General features: G+C 52.9%; 16 protein-coding genes and 1 pseudogene. 9 read left to right on the top strand and 8 right to left on the bottom strand.

Annotated elements, in window-relative coordinates; translation table 11 throughout:
- The first annotated feature begins 81 nt into the window (after positions 1 to 81).
- Complete coding sequence (gene rnc, locus Q0721_RS00805) at positions 82 to 813, top strand: ribonuclease III (protein ID WP_299024314.1); 732 nt, start codon at positions 82 to 84, stop codon at positions 811 to 813.
- A 19-nt stretch (positions 814 to 832) separates the two neighbouring features.
- The gene (gene smc, locus Q0721_RS00800; protein WP_299024313.1) at positions 833 to 4,435 is read left to right on the top strand and encodes a chromosome segregation protein SMC; all 3,603 of its coding nucleotides are present in this window, start codon (positions 833 to 835) and stop codon (positions 4,433 to 4,435) included.
- 75 nt (positions 4,436 to 4,510) lie between these two features.
- Here smc and Q0721_RS00795 read toward each other — a convergent pair whose 3' ends face one another.
- The 4 genes from Q0721_RS00795 to rpsF form a co-directional block, all read right to left on the bottom strand.
- The gene (locus tag Q0721_RS00795; RefSeq protein ID WP_299024309.1) at positions 4,511 to 5,830 is read right to left on the bottom strand and encodes a peptidylprolyl isomerase; all 1,320 of its coding nucleotides are present in this window, start codon (positions 5,828 to 5,830) and stop codon (positions 4,511 to 4,513) included.
- A gap of 80 nt (positions 5,831 to 5,910) precedes the next feature.
- Entirely contained in the window at positions 5,911 to 6,195 is a 285-nt protein-coding gene (gene rpsR, locus Q0721_RS00790) for a 30S ribosomal protein S18 (RefSeq protein WP_299024307.1), read from the bottom strand.
- Positions 6,196 to 6,206: 11 nt separating this feature from the next.
- A complete protein-coding gene (ssb, locus tag Q0721_RS00785; RefSeq protein ID WP_299024305.1) occupies positions 6,207 to 6,632 on the bottom strand; it encodes a single-stranded DNA-binding protein in 426 nt (141 codons plus the stop codon).
- Between the two features lie 36 nt (positions 6,633 to 6,668).
- Positions 6,669 to 6,953 carry a 30S ribosomal protein S6 gene (gene rpsF, locus Q0721_RS00780; protein ID WP_299024303.1) on the bottom strand — a complete coding sequence of 95 codons (285 nt, stop codon included), beginning with the start codon at positions 6,951 to 6,953 and terminating at the stop codon, positions 6,669 to 6,671.
- A 201-nt stretch (positions 6,954 to 7,154) separates the two neighbouring features.
- Here rpsF and Q0721_RS00775 point away from each other — a divergent pair, with 201 nt between their 5' ends.
- Positions 7,155 to 7,835, top strand: a complete 681-nt coding sequence (locus tag Q0721_RS00775; protein ID WP_299024301.1) for a TIGR00266 family protein — start codon at positions 7,155 to 7,157, stop codon at positions 7,833 to 7,835.
- Positions 7,836 to 7,846: 11 nt separating this feature from the next.
- Here Q0721_RS00775 and Q0721_RS00770 read toward each other — a convergent pair whose 3' ends face one another.
- Together Q0721_RS00770 and Q0721_RS00765 are read right to left on the bottom strand one after the other, a co-directional pair.
- Positions 7,847 to 8,419: a 3'-5' exonuclease gene (locus tag Q0721_RS00770; RefSeq protein WP_299024299.1), complete on the bottom strand. Its 573-nt coding sequence runs from the start codon at positions 8,417 to 8,419 to the stop codon at positions 7,847 to 7,849.
- 4 nt (positions 8,420 to 8,423) lie between these two features.
- Positions 8,424 to 9,260: a hypothetical protein gene (locus Q0721_RS00765; protein ID WP_299024297.1), complete on the bottom strand. Its 837-nt coding sequence runs from the start codon at positions 9,258 to 9,260 to the stop codon at positions 8,424 to 8,426.
- An 81-nt stretch (positions 9,261 to 9,341) separates the two neighbouring features.
- Here Q0721_RS00765 and Q0721_RS00760 point away from each other — a divergent pair, with 81 nt between their 5' ends.
- Genes Q0721_RS00760 through ppgK form a run of 5 tightly spaced genes read left to right on the top strand, consistent with a single transcriptional unit; the run spans position 9,342 to position 13,848 of the window.
- Complete coding sequence (locus Q0721_RS00760; RefSeq protein ID WP_299024295.1) at positions 9,342 to 9,917, top strand: pseudouridine synthase; 576 nt, start codon at positions 9,342 to 9,344, stop codon at positions 9,915 to 9,917.
- 35 nt (positions 9,918 to 9,952) lie between these two features.
- Positions 9,953 to 11,464: a baseplate J/gp47 family protein gene (locus Q0721_RS00755; protein ID WP_299024293.1), complete on the top strand. Its 1,512-nt coding sequence runs from the start codon at positions 9,953 to 9,955 to the stop codon at positions 11,462 to 11,464.
- A gap of 9 nt (positions 11,465 to 11,473) precedes the next feature.
- On the top strand, positions 11,474 to 11,941 hold the full coding sequence (ruvX, locus tag Q0721_RS00750) for a Holliday junction resolvase RuvX (RefSeq protein ID WP_299024291.1): 468 nt from the start codon (positions 11,474 to 11,476) through the stop codon (positions 11,939 to 11,941).
- Positions 11,938 to 13,080, top strand: coding sequence for an endolytic transglycosylase MltG (gene mltG, locus Q0721_RS00745; protein ID WP_299024289.1), 1,143 nt, complete (start codon positions 11,938 to 11,940; stop codon positions 13,078 to 13,080). Before ruvX ends, mltG begins: the two co-directional genes overlap by 4 nt.
- Before the next feature lie 24 nt (positions 13,081 to 13,104).
- Positions 13,105 to 13,848, top strand: a complete 744-nt coding sequence (gene ppgK / locus Q0721_RS00740) for a polyphosphate--glucose phosphotransferase (protein WP_299024287.1) — start codon at positions 13,105 to 13,107, stop codon at positions 13,846 to 13,848.
- Here ppgK and Q0721_RS00735 read toward each other — a convergent pair.
- The gene (locus Q0721_RS00735; RefSeq protein ID WP_299025153.1) at positions 13,845 to 15,299 is read right to left on the bottom strand and encodes an aspartate ammonia-lyase; all 1,455 of its coding nucleotides are present in this window, start codon (positions 15,297 to 15,299) and stop codon (positions 13,845 to 13,847) included. The two genes, ppgK and Q0721_RS00735, sit on opposite strands and share 4 nt — an antisense overlap.
- Positions 15,300 to 15,609: 310 nt before the next feature.
- Positions 15,610 to 15,804, bottom strand: a pseudogene (locus Q0721_RS12310) (4Fe-4S binding protein); the annotation flags it as partial.
- A 232-nt stretch (positions 15,805 to 16,036) separates the two neighbouring features.
- On the opposite strand from Q0721_RS12310, the gene Q0721_RS00725 reads away from it, so the two are divergent.
- Positions 16,037 to 16,820, top strand: a 784-nt coding sequence (locus Q0721_RS00725) for a COX15/CtaA family protein (protein ID WP_299024282.1), incomplete at its 3' end; no start/stop codon positions are given.

Here is a 16,820-nt window from a genome sequence, read left to right as displayed (position 1 = left end):
TGATGGGAACCGGCGGAACGCAACTCACTTACTCCAACCGGGTAGGAGGTTTGCGCTTCTCGGGTTCCGAGGAGGTAAAACATGGGAAACGAGACCCCCATGGAAAAAGTGGAGTCCCCTCAGGAACTGGCCAAACGTCTAAATTTAAACTTTAAAGATTGGCTACTGCTTAGCCGCGCGTTGACTCACCGTTCCTATCTCAATGAGCATCCTGAAGCGCTTGAAGACAATGAGCGTCTGGAGTTTTTAGGGGATGCCGTGCTGGATTTCTTGGTGGCGGTGTGGCTTTACCATCGTTACCCCGAGATGCCCGAAGGTGATCTTACCCGCATGCGTTCGGCCTTGGTACATACCGAGCAACTGGCCGAGTTTGCGCGGCGGATTGAACTGGGGCGGGCTATGCGTTTGGGGCGAGGTGAAGCCCAGGCCGGCGGAAGAGATCGCCCTTCTTTGCTCTGCGATACTTTTGAGGCGCTCATTGGGGCGTTGTACTTGGATCAGGGCCTTGAAGTGGTAGAAGCCTTCCTCGCCCCCTTTCTGGAGGAAGCCGCAGAGGATGTTCTTCTACATCATCGTATCGAAGACCCCAAGAGCCTGTTACAGGAGTGGGCACAGTCACAGGGGTTGGCTGCGCCGCGCTATGTGACCCGTAATGTCTACGGTCCTGAGCACGCCAAAGTGTTTGAAGTAGAGGTATTGATCAACGGCAAAGTATGTGGTTGGGGCAGTGGGTCAAGCAAACACGCAGCCACTAAGTCGGCAGCGCGCGATGCGATTCGGCGGTTGGGCATCGTTTCCGAAACCATGTCCTGAAGGAGTGAAAGCGCTGTCTATGGCTTCTCGGCTTAAGTCGTTGGAATTGCAAGGGTATAAAACTTTTGCCTCACGCATTTTGTTTGAGTTTCCTGGGCGCATTACGGCTATCGTAGGGCCGAATGGATCGGGGAAGTCAAATATTGCGGATGCCATTCGTTGGGTATTGGGCGAACAGTCTTTTTCACTATTGCGGGCACGCAAAACTGAGGACATGATCTTTTCGGGCTCGGAGCATCGTCCACGGGCTGGAATGGCGCTGGCAAGCATCGTTTTTGATAATGAGGATCAATGGTTACCCCTCGAATTTAGCGAGATCAGTATTACCCGGCGGGCTTATCGAGATGGTCAGAACGAGTATCTACTCAACGGGCAACGCGTCCGCCTAAAAGAGATTACTGAGCTACTTTCACGCGCCGGGCTTTCAGAGCGCACCTATACGATCATCGGACAAGGGTTAATAGATGCCGCTCTCTCGTTGCGCCCTGAGGAGCGGCGGCGTTTCTTTGAAGAAGCGGCGGGAGTTGGGCTTTATCGTATTCGACGGGAGGAAGCCCTCAATCGCCTGGATGCTACACGCCGTAATTTAGAGCGCGTTCAAGACATCCTGGTCGAACTCGAGCCACGTGTGAAGAGCCTTGAGCGACAGGCACAGCGAGCCCAGGAGTATGAGCGTATTTCTGCGGATCTGAAATTACTATTGCGGGAATGGTATGGGTACCACTGGTTCCAAAGCCAACAACGGGTGGTTCAAAGCCGGGAGACTGTTCGCAAGATTGAGCAACGTTTAGCCGAGCAACGCGCGCGCACTGAAGAACAGGAAAATCGTCTCAAGGAAATTCGCGAAGCATGGACTGAGGTAGGATCTCAAATCGAGGCTTTGAAAGAACGCGCGCTAAGGCTGGAGCGTGAGAAGACCCAATTGGAGCGGAGTGCCGCTGTGCTTGAGGAACGTCGCGCAGCTTTGTTGACTCAGCAGCAGAGCATCGTCACAGATCGGGAGCGCTTGGAAGCCGAACGCACTGAGATCCAGGTGCAGATTCTAGCCCTGCAACGTGAGCATGAGCAAGTTCAGGCTGAGTTAGGTGCGGCCCAGCGAGAGATTCGAGCCCTGAGTCAGCAACTCGAAAGTCGGGAATCTGAGGAACGAGCATTGATCGTACAGAAAAATTCGCTTCAAGTGACGCTGAGCGGGCTGGCAAAGCGCCAGTATGCCTATGAAGTTGAATACGAATCTTATAAACGCCGACTTTCTGACCTGCAGGATCAAATCAAACGCGCTACACAGCAGAAAGGGGAACATCTTCAGGTTCTAGAGGATGTAAAAGAACGATTGGCTCAGCGACGCCAAGGGGTAGAGGCGCTGGAAACCAGGGTCCGCGAACTTTCTACAGAGTTGGGGGCTCTTTTGCAGCACCTTGAGGCAGCGCGTGAAGCGCTAAGGGGGTTTCAGAAGGAACAAGATGCTGTTGAAGCCGCCATTTTGAAAGCCCGTGCAGAACTTTCTGTGCTTGAGCAAGCTGAGGCAACCTTTGATGGATTAAGCCAAGGTACCCAGACATTGCTCCGCGCCATCCAAGATGGACGATTGCCAGGGCGTGTTCAACGTCTAAGTCAAATCCTGAGCATTGCCCCGGACTACGAACGGGCTATTGCCGCGGCGTTGGGAGAGCGCATTGAGGGCTTGGTACTAGAAGACCCGGAGTCCGCAGAGGCAGTACTGGCATTTTTGGAGGGCCACGAGAAGGGACGTGTGATTCTATTGCTTGGGCGAAAGAAGACCTCTGGGCTCAAGGCTACCTTTCCTAATGATGAGGCCTGTCTCGGGCGGGCGATTGATTTTGTACAGGTGGGGACCATCAATCAAGAAGTACTTCAGACGCTTTTGGAAAACACCTGGATAGTTCGCCACCGCCGTGATGCTAGCCATTTGTGGGACGCTCTCCCGGCGGGGGGACGATTGGTAACCCTCCAGGGCGAAGTTTTTACTGCAGATGGCATGATCATTGCTGGTCTAGATCAACGTGCCATGTTGATCTCGCGGAGTCGGCGACAGCGTGAGCTTCAGGCAACGCTACAACGGCTGGAACAGAAAATGGCCTCTTTTGGGCAGAGTAGGGCTGTCCGAGAGGCCGAACTGGCGCGGCTGGAGAACGAACGCGTGGCGGTCGAGCGTGAACTCAAGCGTCTGCGCGGAGAATTGGAGCAGAGACGGCGAGAATATGAAGGCTTCGTGGGACGGATGCGCCGCCAGGAAGAGGATTTGCAACGCGCGGAAGAGACTCTGCGTCAGACGGAGGCCCAGAGGGCTGTGATTGAGCAGCAAATGCAGGCTCTGGAACAAAGTGCCCAAACTGCACAAATGGAAATAAAAGAATTGCAGACACAGCTAGAGCAGGTCAATGTGGCCATCCAAGCGCTGGCGGTGGGGACGCTTAAGGACCAAATAAATCATTGGCGGTCGGTAGAGCGGATGGCCACGCAACGCCTAAATCACCTATCCCAGCGTCTGAGTGATTACCAGCAAGCCCTGCAGCGCACAACATCCCGCCTGAATGAACTGGAAGCGAGGATGCTTCAGACCCAATCGGCTTTAGTTGCTTTGGAGCAAGAAGCGGAGGGCCTTCAACTCCGTCTGAATGAATTTGAACGGATGGAAGTTGAATTGCGGGAGCAATGGGTGCCTTTGGAAGCCGAATATCGTCGCCTCCAGACTGAGCAGGAGCGAGTCACGGCGGAGTGGCGTGCTCAGCAACAACAACTTGCTTTTCTTGAAAAGCAAGCGCAACAGGCCCAACTTGAGCATGCGCGCGAGGAAGAAGCATTGGCTTCTTTACAACGGCGCATCGAGGAGGATTTGGGGCTGGTGTCCTTCACCTACATTGAAACAGTCGCCGGCCAGGAGCCTCTACCTCTTAATGGCATGGTAGAAGCCCTGCCAGCACTTCAACAATTGCCCCCGGATATTGAGGAGAGCATCGCCCGTTATCGAAGCCAGTTGAAACGTATTGGGCATATTTCCCCCGATCTGCTAAAAGAGTATCAGGAACTTAAGACGCGCTATGATTACTTGCGCGGTCAGATGGAGGACCTGAAAAAAGCCGAGAGTGACGTGCGCGAGATCATAGCGGAACTAGACGGATTGATTAGAGAGGCCTTTATGAGGACCTTCAAGGCCGTAGCACGCGAATTTCAGCAGAATTTTGTGCGTTTGTTTGGGGGTGGGGAGGCACGTTTGTATTTGGAGGATGAATCTCAACCAGGGGAGTCGGGCATTGAAATTGAAGTGCGTTTACCTGGCAGACGTGAACAAGGCTTAGCCCTACTATCTGGAGGAGAACGTAGTTTGACCTCGGTGGCACTGGTGTTTTCCTTGCTGAAAGTCTCCCCTCCGCCGTTCTGCATCCTGGACGAGGTGGATGCCATGCTAGATGAGGCTAATGTTGGCCGTTTCTGCGACTTGCTCAAGGAATTAAGTCAGGAGACTCAGTTTATCGTTATCACCCATAATCGCAACACCGTACAAACGGCAGATGTGATTTATGGAGTGACCATGGGGAAAGACATGACCAGTCAGGTGATCTCATTGCGTCTAGAAAACTTGGCTGAAGTGCTGGTCTGAACCAGCTTGAAAAGAGGAGAAGAAGGAAAAAACAACCCTCGCAATCTGAACGAGGGCTGTTTTGTGATCCAAATTTTATTGAAGGATGCCAGGGGGCAGGGTGGGTTCGGCGGGTAGTTTGCTCTGCCAGACACTGTCATAGCGCTCAACTTTGAGCTCGGTTTTCTTACCGTCGAGCCACTCCTTATATTTCTGATTCAGTAATTGTTGGCGGCGGTCGGCGGAGATGGGGCGCACCTCCCGTCCCAGGAGCTGGATAATGTGCCACCCATACTCTGTTTGGACTGGTTGACTGATCTGACCAATCTCGGTCAGAGCAAAAGCAGCATCTTCAAAGGCCTGGGTCATTTCGCCTCTGCCAAACCACCCCAAGTCTCCCCCACGGTCCTTGTTACTGGTATCCTGAGAGACCTCGGCAGCAATTTTGACCCAATCTTCCCCTGCAGTGAGGCGATCCAAAACCCTTTTGGCCTCTTCCTCGGTCTTAACCAGAATGTGTCGCGCCCATACCTGTTCCTCTTCATAAGGAATTTCGGCTTCCAATTTCTTCATAAGCCTATCCCGCAACAGGAACGCTTTGAAGAGCGCTCGTAGGTCGGCCTCACTCAATCCTGTGGCTGAGGTTAGTCCCTCTAAATATTGGGTGTAACTGGTGCGAAAACCCTCTTCGGTGAGGGGCGTTGGGGTGGGAACAGGAGTCTCTGTGGGGGTTGGGGTTACGTTGGAGTCTGGGGTGGCCGTTGGCGTGCTGGTTGGCACCGGTGTCGAGGTTGGCCCTTCGGTGGGAGTGAGGGTGGCCGTGGGCGTAGCAGTGGGGGGGATGAGAGTCCGTTGGAGGGCATTTAGGGTAGCGGTTGCATATGGGGTATTCGTAGGAATCGGGGTGGGTGTTCCGTGAGGATAATATCCAAAGGCTTCCTGGATGGCCTGGGTGATTTCCTCCTCACTCACAGCAATCCCCAGTGAGGCTGCTTCGTGCTCAAGGATGCGGGCTTCGATCAATGCATCCAGGGCTTTTGAGCCCAGAGCATTGGTATCGTTGAGCGCAGAGACACTTTGTTGAATCTGCGCGTCAAAGTAGGCTTGGGAAGCGGGATCAAAGTTGAATAGTTGTTTATATTGAGCTAGTGTGGTGATGCTTTGAATGAGCTGGTAGCGCTCAAACTTGACGCGTTTTTGCAATTCGGCTAGCGAGATGGGGTTGCCGGCAACCCGGGCCACAGGACGCTGCTGTTGCAAGACAAATTGATCCAGCAGCCCGTAAACGATTATTAAAACAGTGAGGGCAATGACGCTTAGCGTTCCCCATAACACGAGGCGGCGATTGCGCAGTTCACGCTCAACCCGACTTTGTTGCCTACGCGAGACGACTTTGGTTTTTGTTCTTTTTGCCATGAGTGAGCCTCAAAAGAGACATACATAAATAAAGGGCATGCGCAGTCGGCTACATGCCCTTGGGGAGACCAACGATATACTTAGAGCAAGCCCTCACTCAGATCCTTAGCCACAAAAGGTAGCAAAGCCAAGTGACGAGCCCGTTTGATTTCGCGGGCCAACAGGCGCTGATGTTTGGCGCAGGTACCTGTCTGACGCCGCGGGCGGATTTTGCCTTCCTCGGTAAGGAAACGGCGCAGTAAGTCTACCTGCTTGTAATCAATGGTAGCGTTTTTGTCGGCGCAAAACTGACAAATTTTGGGTCGTGCAGCAAAGCGGCGCGGAGCCGCTACCTGTTCATGTTCAATTAATTCCACGTCGGTCATGCTTCAAACTCCTAAAAAGGGTATTCGTCTTCTTCAATTTCTTCGTCTGCACTATGAGTATTCTGCAGCGGCTCTGTGAAATGATTGTTTGAGAGGGGCTCGCGACGTTCGCCCAAGATCATCATCTCGTTAGCCACGATTTCTACGGAGGTGTGTTTATTGCCCTCGCTATCTTCCCAGCGACGCGTTTGCAACCGTCCTTCCACATAGACTTGCTGGCCTTTACTCAGATATTGTTTGCAAATTTCAGCTAGGTTTCCCCAGGTTACTACGTTGAACCACTCGGTTTCAGTGTGGCGTTCACCGTTGGAGGTATTCCAGGTGCGCGTCGTAGCAATGGTAAACGTGGTCACGGGTCGCCCTGAAGGCGTATAACGCATTTCTGGGTCACGGCCGAGATGGCCAATCAACATGACTTTATTCAAGCCCCGACTCATTTCTACACTCCGCTGAGATTCCCCTGCAAATCTGTTTTAGGCACGGTTGACAATTAGAAAGCGCATAACGGGTTCAAAATAGCGTAGGTTGCGCTCGAGTTCGGCGCTGTAGGTGGGGGGCATTTGCATCTCGAGGAGCACATAGTGGCCTTCGTGGCGTTTGCGAATCGGATAGGCCAAACGGCGTTTGCCCCATAAGTCGATTTTATTGATGGTTCCGCCTGCTTCGGTTATCCACCCCTTGACCTTTTCGATCACGCCCTGAAGGGCCGCTTCGTCCAGTTCGGGCTGGACAATGAAAACCAATTCGTACGCTCGCATGTAAAAGTTATTCCTCCTTACTTTCCTTGGGTTTGCCCTTCGTCTTTAAGACGAAGGGTGGAAAGCAGCCATGAGGTCTGCTTTGGCGAGCCTTAGTTTACTATGAATCCTGGGATTCGGAAAGGGTGTTTGAAGAATGAAGGGGTGTGCTACAATCATTGAAGTGTTGATCTGCTAATTCTTAGTTCTTGGAGGAGACGCATGGAAGTGGAAATTTTATATCGTCCATCTTACTCAGTAGCCCGGGTGAAGCTTGCGCCTAATGAAGCCTTGCTAGCCGAAACCGGAGCCATGGTGGGGATGTCGGCGGGGGTTCAGTTGGAGACCAAAATGCGCGGGGGGTTCCTAAAGTCCTTGAGCCGTTCTGTGTTAGGAGGGGAGTCGTTCTTTGTCAACACCTTCCGAGCTCCTTCCCAAGGTGGGGAGCTCCTGCTCGCCCCTACCCTTCCCGGTGATGTCTTTATGTTGTCCCTCAACAATGAAACCTATCTGGTACAATCGGGTTCATTTATGGCCTCTAGCGAGGGAGTACAAACCGATACCAAGTGGTCGGGAGCGCGAACCTTTTTTGGCGGGGAAGGTCTCATCATGCTTCGGTGTAGCGGGAGCGGTGTGCTTCTGTTATCCAGTTATGGTGCTATGCACGAACTGGATCTCAAGGCAGGTGAGACCTACACAGTAGATACCGGACACCTGGTGGCTTTCAAGGAGAACATTGGCTTCCACGTCCGAACAGTAGGGGGATTAAAATCCACCCTGTTCGGTGGTGAGGGACTTGTGGTGGATCTGACCGGGCCGGGAAAAGTTCTGCTTCAGACCCGGAGCGAAGGCGCCTTCCTGGATTGGTTGATCCCCAAAATTCCCAAGCGATCGTCAGATTGAAAGGATTGGGTTCAGTAAGGCAACCCAGCAATTGCATGGAGAACGGCGCGCGCCAGTAGAGCATCATCGAAAGCGCGGTGGCTGTTAGGAAGCGGGATGCCCAGATAGCGTCCCGCTTCTTCCAGTTTAAAGTAACGGTAGGCGCGCCGAGCGGGATCCCACTCTCCACGGAACTCAGCAAAAACCTGCATAATATCCAAGGTGCTGAGGGTATCCTGCCATCTGAGGCCATAGCGCGTGAGGGATTGTTCCATTATGCGGCGATCAAAGTCAGCATTGTAAGCAGCAACCAATCGATCTCTTATTAGAGGGCGTAAAGTGTTCCACACCACTGGCCAGGGCGGAGCGGTTTTCACTTCCTCGTCTCGAATCCCGTGAACCGCGATGACTTCTGGAGGGATGGGGCGAGAAGGACGGACCAGAGACTGAAACAAAAGACTTCCATCATACTCCACTACGGCAACTTCAACAATCTCGGCGTTTTTATCTAGGCCAGTGGTTTCTGTATCCAGGTACACGGGGCGCTTTTCAATTTGTCGTCGTGCAAATTCTCTAATCTGATTGCGGTAAGTCATCTCATTCATGGTGCTAGGGCAGATTCCAGTAGGAAATTTCGTCAAGAAACACGGTGAAACCAGGTGTGCTGTGAGCTGCAATGACGGCACCGGTATACCCCTCAACAATAAATTGGTCATCGCTGATTTCATTCATGAAGGCTCCATTGACGAAAAGGCGATAGATGCTATCTTTCATCCACACCCCAATGCGATTGGTTTGCTGAGACCCAGTGTGCAGAATAGAGCGATCGTCTTTCTGGCTGAGGAGGTTAACATATTTTTCGCCATTCCAGTATCCGAATCCATACTGTCCATCACAAGTAAGCGTGAACCAGTATCCCTGGATAAAATCTGGCGAGCGAACGATAAGCCCGTAAGTATCCTGTCCATTGCAATCTCCTGTGCGGAAGAGCCCTTCTACGTAACCATTCTGAAGCTTACGCCCCCCTGTTCGCCAACCATGATACCCAGTGGCATATTTACTGGTCAGAATCATGGAGCCGTTTTGAACGCGAATTAATGTGTTCTCGTCCTCGTAAATTTTACCCTCAAGCCCAAATGAGCGGCCACTATCCAGGGTATCCACATAAATGGGAGCCCCCAAGATTATGCGAGGATCTTCGGCTGATGCGGGTGTAAGGGTTGGTGACGTTTCTGAGGTTGGGGTGGGTGATGGGAAAGGGGTATTAGGAGGCGGTGCGGGCGGAGAAGATGGCGTGGAAATGGGTTGCAAGGCATGCTGGGTTAGGGTTTGGGCCACCTGGGTTCCAATCTCGTCCGGAGTAGCACGTAAAGTGCTTACCGGCAGATTGCAGGCCAGGCCTGTGATCAGTAATAAGCCCAATATCAGAAAAATTGCTTTAGGCACGAGAGTCTCCTCAGGGATCATATTATCGGGAATTATAGTCTAAAATTGGGGCAGATCTCCTCAAGAGGCCACTCTCTACTGATGTCAAAGCCCTGTGTAGTCATTGCGTTTTACAAACCGGATGGTGTGTTGAGCGCCTTTACCGATACAGCCGGCCGCTCCACCTTGAAAGATTACATCCATGTGCCAGATGTTTATCCGGTGGGACGTCTGGATCTAGATAGTGAGGGTTTGCTTCTTCTCTCCAATGACGGTGATCTGATCCATCGTTTGACCCATCCACGTCATCATGTACCTAAGACGTATCTAGTGCAAGTTGAGGGGATTATTACCCCCGAGGCGGTAGCTGCCTTGCAGCGCGGGGTGGTTGTCAAAGGTCGGCGAACGCAGCGTTGCCAAGTGGTAGTGATCCCGGAACCAGCCCTGCCCCCGCGCCAGAAGCCGGTGACGCCTCATGGGCCTACCAGCTGGTTACGTATAGTGCTTTTTGAAGGGATGAAGCGTCAGATTCGCCACATGACTGCGGCTGTAGGATTCCCCACGTTGCGTCTTGTCCGCGTAGCTGTCGGGCCTATTACTTTGGAAGGTTTGTTGCCGGGTCAGTGGCGTTTTCTTTCTCCGCTGGAAATCGAGCGCCTTCAAAGGGTTTCGCGATGACAACGCCAGCCGCGGGATTGTTATAATAACCAAGTATGAAGACCTATATGATTCGGGTTGAACCTTATGATGACGTGATTTCAGTGGGGGATAAAATGGCCTGGGCGCAAGCTCAACGCATCATCCTGATCCTGCCGCTGAAGCGTTCCCCTCGGTTTACCCGTCTAGATTGGGTACGCTTACAGCATCATGCTCAAAGTTTAGGTGCTCTGCTCGCAGTCGTTAATCGGGATCCTGAAACTGCCCGGTTGTGTAGGGAGGTGGGTATTCCTGTTTTTAGGACTGTGGAAGCAGCCCAAAAAGGACGTTGGCGGCGCCACAGGACATCGTTTCTTTTGAGCCATGCCTGGCTTTCTGCGCGACTCCAATCCGTTCGACGTCAAAGGGAAGAAGCCCGGGCTTTGCTTCTTGCGATAACTCCTAAGCCCCTTTCAGTGGGGCGGCGCGTGGGGTTCTTCTTGCTGGGCGTGGGGGCTGTTCTGGTATTAATGGCGTTGCTTTTACCTAGCGCCATTCTTGAGATCGAGTTACCTAAGCGTGAGCAACAAGTGGAGATGTATGTTCGTCTCTCACCTCAGACACGAGTTGTGCAGATGAGCGGTGTGGTGCCCTGTAAAGAAGTAGATGCCGAGGTTGATTCTCAGGTAGAGGAAACTGCCAGCGGGATAGCTCCGTGGCCTGCGACTTATGCTCGGGCTACCCTTATAGCCCAAAACCTGACCGATGTTTCTCATCTCATCCCAAAAGGAAGCCCCTTTGTAGCAATCGGAACGCAGCCGGTGCGCTTCGAGGCCTTGGAAGAGGTGGTTCTCCCAGCTGGGATCGGTCAGTCTGCTTCGGTTCCGGTACAGGCGATTCAGGCGGGGAGTGGTGGAAATGTGCCTGCTGGCGTCACCTGGGAAGCTGAGGGGGCTTTAGGCCTAGTTATACGTCTTTCTAACCCCACACCCGCCCTTGGTGGAACCGAATCCACCGTAACAGTGGTGAGTGAAATGGACTTGCAGCGGGCTCGTGAGCGGGTGTTGATCGTTCAGCCACGTGAGGCCATTAGGATAATGGAAGAGAGGTTGGAAGCAGACGAGATTCTTGTGGCATCTACCGTGCAATTGCAGGAGATTTTAGAAGAGCATGTTTTCCCCAATGTGGGGCAGCCTGCTAATCGGTTCCAGGTACGGATGAAAGCTCGTTATCGTGGGTGTGTGGTCAGGCAAAATGATTTAGAGGATCTAACTCGGGCAATGCTTAGGGTGCAGATTCCCAGTGAATATCGGGCATTGGGCGACGAGGTGAGAGTTGAACGCCTCGAGGAACGCGCAATTGCAAAAACCGATTCCGTGGGATTGAGATTGCGGGGAAGCTGGTGGCTGATTCCCTCGATCCGAACCGATGATATAACTCAGCTACTAGTGGGCAAACCTGTAGAAGAGACCGAGGAAATTTTGAATCCGCTCATAAAGGGAGGAAAAGTGACCCAGATTGCACTGACGCCAGCATGGTGGGGACGTTTTCCATTTTTACCCTGGCGAATCCAGGTTGTCTTGAGGTAAAACTCGGCGATGCGTGTGCTGTGTGTTGATCCGGGCGAAAAGCGCATTGGTCTTGCCATCAGTGATCCGAACGGAGTTGTTGCTCGACCGTTGACGATTCTTGACCACGTTTCACGGGACGAGGATGCGCGCGAGATTGTGGCTTTGGCCGAATCCATGGAGGTGGGTCTGATTGTCGTTGGCGTTCCTTATGACTTGGGCATAGAGATAGGCCCTGCCGCGCGGCGTGCGCTACGGCTGGCTGAAGCCATTCGTAACATTACCCCTATCCCTGTCGCTACCTGGGATGAAAGCGGAAGCACTCAGCGGGTTCAAGCCCTATTGCGTGAGATGGGACATTCTCGTAAGAAGCGACGTGAGCCATTAGATCATCGAGCGGCTGCTATCATTCTCCAAGATTTCCTAGATACCCAAGCCACCTTGAAGAAAGATCTTTCCGGCAAGGGTAGCTCTAAACAAGGAGATCAATTTGTATGACTTCGCACAGGAAACAACCTTTTCGTTTAGGGCTTTTCATTTTTCTGCTACTGGGATGTTTATTCGCACTGGTGGGGTTAGTTGTGTTGGTGGATGTTCCCCAGCAAGTCGCCGACCGATTGGGTCCCCCAGCTACACATCTTTCTTGGCCCGAACGAAAGTATCTAGCCTGGATATTGTTTCTGAACGAGTCGCAGTTGTCTGCACCCTCGAGTGCTCAAGGGGTATCTGGGCTGCTTTTCACGGTAAATGAGGGGGAATCAGCCCTTTCTGTCATCCAACGCCTTGAGCAGGTCGGGATCATTCGTGATGCTGAGACCTTTCGCACATTTCTAATTTACTCGGGATTGGACAAAGGCATTCAAGCGGGACAGTACGAACTTTCACCCACCATGGATGCGATTCAAGTGGCTTATGCTCTCCAAAAGGGTGGGCGCTTTGAGGTGACGGTTACCATCCTAGCGGGTTGGCGTGCTGAGGAAATTGCCCAAGTGCTGCGTCTTTCGGGATTGCTGGATAATGAGATGGAGTTTTTAGATATGGTGCGCAATCCGCCTGCTTTACCAGTGCTCGAATCTCTCGAACATCCGCAGATGTTGGAAGGATTTCTGATGCCAGGCACCTATACCTTTCGGCGAGACGCGCCTGTTCAGCAGATTATTGAGCAAATGCTGGAGCGCTTTGCACAAACACTTACCCCCGAGATTCGCACGGGGTTTATGCAACAAGGCCTAACTCTGTATCAGGGGATTATCTTAGCGTCTATTGTGGAGCGGGAGGGGGTTGTTAAGGAAGAATACCCATTAATCGCCTCAGTATTTCTCAATCGCCTTAAGGCAGGCATGAAATTAGATAGCGATCCGACAGTGCAATATGCCTTGGGGTATGATGCTCGTGCGCAGACCTGGTGGAAAAATCCGCTATCTGCAGACGACTTAAGGGCTGATTCCCCCTATAATACTTATATCTATTCGGGGTTGCCCCCAACACCTATTTGTAACCCTGGGCTGGATGCGTTGCAGTCTGTGGCCCATCCGGCTCAAACGCCCTATTATTACTTCCGGGCACGTTGTGATCAGTCAGGACGCCATATTTTTGCGGAGACTTATAATGAACATTTATCCAATGCATGTCAGTGAGATAAATTGGGGCGGAGGTGAATCATGAAAACGGCCTTGGGAATTGATATTGGCGGGAGCGGGATCAAAGGGGCGGTGGTTAACCTGGAGAGTGGGGAATTACTCACCGAGCGAGTGCGTCTGCCAACACCCGATCAGGCCAAGCCCGAGGCTGTGGCAGAGGTCGTGGCGGATTTGGTGCGTTCTCTGCGCTGGAACGGGGTGATAGGCTGTGGTTTTCCGGCTGTCGTCCATCAAGGGGTTGCCCTGACAGCGGCCAACGTGCATAAGAACTGGATTGGCACCGATGTTAACCGCTTGCTGAGTGAAGCAACCGGTTGCCCTACTTATACGCTCAATGATGCCGATGCGGCTGGGATTGCTGAAATGCGTTTTGGGGTGGGGCGGGAGAATTCGCGGGGAGTAGTGATCATGCTCACGCTGGGCACGGGAATTGGCTCCGCAATTTTTACCGATGGGCACCTGGTGCCGAATACAGAATTTGGACATCTCAAAATTCGCGGCAAAGATGCGGAATGGCGTGCTTCGGATGCTGCCCGTAAGCGCAAAAAATTGACCTGGAAGAAATACGCTAAACGCTTGCAGGAATTCCTTAATGAGATGGAGAATCTTTTCTGGCCCGATTTGTTTATTGTGGGGGGCGGGCTGAGCAAGCAGGCAGACAAATTCCTGCCCTTGCTCTCTCTACGTACCCGTATTGTGCCCGCCCAACTCCAAAACTTGGCGGGAATTATTGGGGCTGCCTTGTATGCGGGGGAAAGGGTTTAACCCCCGCCCCCGCCACCCCCCACAAGCCCTCCTTCGGTCAAGCGCCGTAGATCGCGGAACACCGCTCGAATATCTTCCTCGCTTAAGGCGAGACCAGTGTCTTTGTGGTGCAGTTCTCCCTTACGCGCCTTCTCTAGAGCCACTTCTTGAATGGTCAGATTACGGCTCAGTGCCTCCTTGACTAGCGCGGCACCCGCCATATAGCCGATCAAGGGATTGAGAGCAGTCACCAGGATGGGGTTGCGAGCCAACCATCCTTCGGCTTTCTCCCGGTTAGCCTGGATGCCGACCACGCATTTCTGGGTGAAGGCACGCACAGCGCCGATCATGACATGCATCATTTCAAAGAGATCATGTGCAATAATGGGCATCATTACATTGAGCTCAAGCTGTCCTGCCTGAGAGGCCAGAGCTACGGCTGTATCCAGGCCGATGATGTGGTACATGGCCATGTTGAGCATCTCGGCCAGGACGGGGTTGACCTTCCCGGGCATGATAGAAGAACCGGGCTGGACCGGCGGTAGGCGAATCTCGTCCAAACCGGTAGTTGGCCCCGAGGAAAGCAGGCGGATATCGTTGGCGATGCGGGTTAGGGTTAACGCCAGGGTGCGCATGGCAGCGGAGAAATCGGCCATGTCTGCCATGGATTGCATGGACTCAAAAAGATCGTCCGAGGTGTAGAGGCGTAGCCCACTAATCTCGGAGAGACGCGCCACCATGCGAGGATGGTACTCCGGATGAGCATTCAGGCCAGTACCCGTCGCGGTGCCCCCGATGCCTAGTCGCCGCAGCCCTTCGGCTGCACGCTCAATGCGCTCACGATCACGTTCAACTGCTCGTGCATAGGCGCCAAATTCTTGGCCCAAGCGCACGGGAACTGCATCTTGGAGGTGGGTACGCCCGGATTTGACGATATCATCAAACGCCACAGCCTTTTCGCGAAGGGCGCCGGCTAATTCGTCAATCGTTTGCAACAACTCATCCAGCCGCCATAAACATCCTAAACGAATGGCGGTGGGGATGGTGTCATTGGTGGACTGGGACATATTAACGTGGTCGTTGGGATGAACACGATACTCACCCAGATTGCCGCCTAGGATTATAGTGGCACGGTTGGCGATGACCTCGTTGGTGTTCATGTTGTGGCTGGTGCCGGCACCGGCTTGGAAAGGATCCACCACAAACTGTTCGTCCCAGCGTCCTTCCATGACCTCAGTGGCAGCCTGAACGATCGCCTGGGCACGGGTGGAATCGAGCAACCCAAGGGCGCTGTTAACTTCTGCCGCAGCCCGTTTGATTAGTCCCATGGACCAGATGAATGCTCGATAGGGTCTGCGACCGGAGACGGGGAAGTTCTCCACAGCACGTTGTGTCTGTGCTCCATATAGGGCTTGAACAGGCACACGAACTTCCCCCAAGGAGTCACGTTCGATGCGATAGACCTCTTGCATAGCGGACAAAGGGAACCTCCTTGGTGCAAATAGGGATGAACAAAAGAGGAAGCCGTTTGACGACTCCCTCTTGTTGGTTGACCCACCTTTTTTACTTCTCCAAGGCGCTGTAGCCGGGCCCCTCTTTGAAGTACGCGTAATTTTTGGCAATATCGGGGGTGAGATCCACCGTTTCGCCTGGTTTCAGGGTGCGGGTCGCTTCCAGATGAACAGGTTCACCAAAGTGATTCACACCATCGTAAACTTCAGTAAAGCCGGGTGTGCCCACAGGCATGGAGAGCCGCTCACCACCTTTAGCAACGTAGGCGGAAGGCACCTCATCCTCAGGAAAGATGGCGGCGAAAGGACATTCGGGGACACAGGCCCCACAATCAATGCAGGTGTCGGGGTCAATGTAGTACCACGGCCACTGTTCAACCGGTTTACCGGGGACGATGCAATCCACAGGACATACAGTGGTGCAGCCTGCATCACGCAGGCAGAGGCTGGTGATAATATGGCTCATGAGATCCTCCTTTCTTGAAATTGAAGGTGAACCCTACGCATTAGACGTGGATAATCGATTCCTTCCCTAGCGGCGATGGGTTAAGGGATTATCCAACTAAAAACGATTTTAGCCTTCGCCAAGGACAGTGTCAAGCGCGAGGATGTGATGATTTTCGGGGGTGAATATGTGTATACTTTGTGATATATTATCAACCGCTTTGACACTACTTATAAATTCTTGCAAGGTGATTATGAAAGGTTTTAGCCGCTTTGCCTGGAGCGTTCTGGCGTACAACGTTTTGGTAATTCTGTGGGGGGCTTATGTACGGGCTACCGGATCAGGGGCGGGTTGTGGTTCGCATTGGCCATTATGTAATGGTGAGGTGCTTCCGCGCTCGCCTCAGGTTGAGACTCTCATTGAATTCGCCCATCGTGTGACCAGCGGTTTGGCTCTGCTTTTGGTGATCATCCTGGTAGGTGGGGCAATTAAGCTCTATTCTCGTCGCCATCCGATCCGCTTTGCGGCCTATGCCTCGCTATTTTTTACCCTTACCGAAGCCCTGATCGGGGCGGGGTTAGTACTGTTTGAACTGGTAGCCGACAATACCTCGTTAGAACGCGGCTGGGCAATGTCATTACATCTGCTTAACACCTTGTTCCTCTTGGCTGCCCTAACAGGAGCAGCGTGGTTTTCAGGATGGGCAGAGGGGCAGTCCTGGCGCTGGGATCGTTCCAATTGGGTATTGTTTCTAGGGGCTTGGTTGGGAATGGGACTCTTGGGAGTCAGTGGAGCGATTACGGCTCTGGGAGATACCCTTTTTCCAGCATCTAGCCTACATGAAGGCCTGGCCCAGGATTTCTCTCCCTCGGCCCATCTCTTTTTGCGGTTGCGGGTTTTCCATCCTGGAATTGCGGTCCTGGTCGGGGGGTATATTATTGGAGTGGTGTTAGCCCTTCGGGCAAGGAGAGGGTCTTTCTTGCTCCTTGAACGCGTTCTGGTGGCGCTGATCCTTTTACAGTGGGGGGTGGGGATCG

Source organism: uncultured Thermanaerothrix sp. (assembly GCF_938028735.1).
GTDB lineage: Bacteria > Chloroflexota > Anaerolineae > Anaerolineales > Anaerolineaceae > Thermanaerothrix.
Note: the sequence above shows the minus strand (reverse complement) of the source record. Positions and strands in the feature narration are given on the sequence as shown.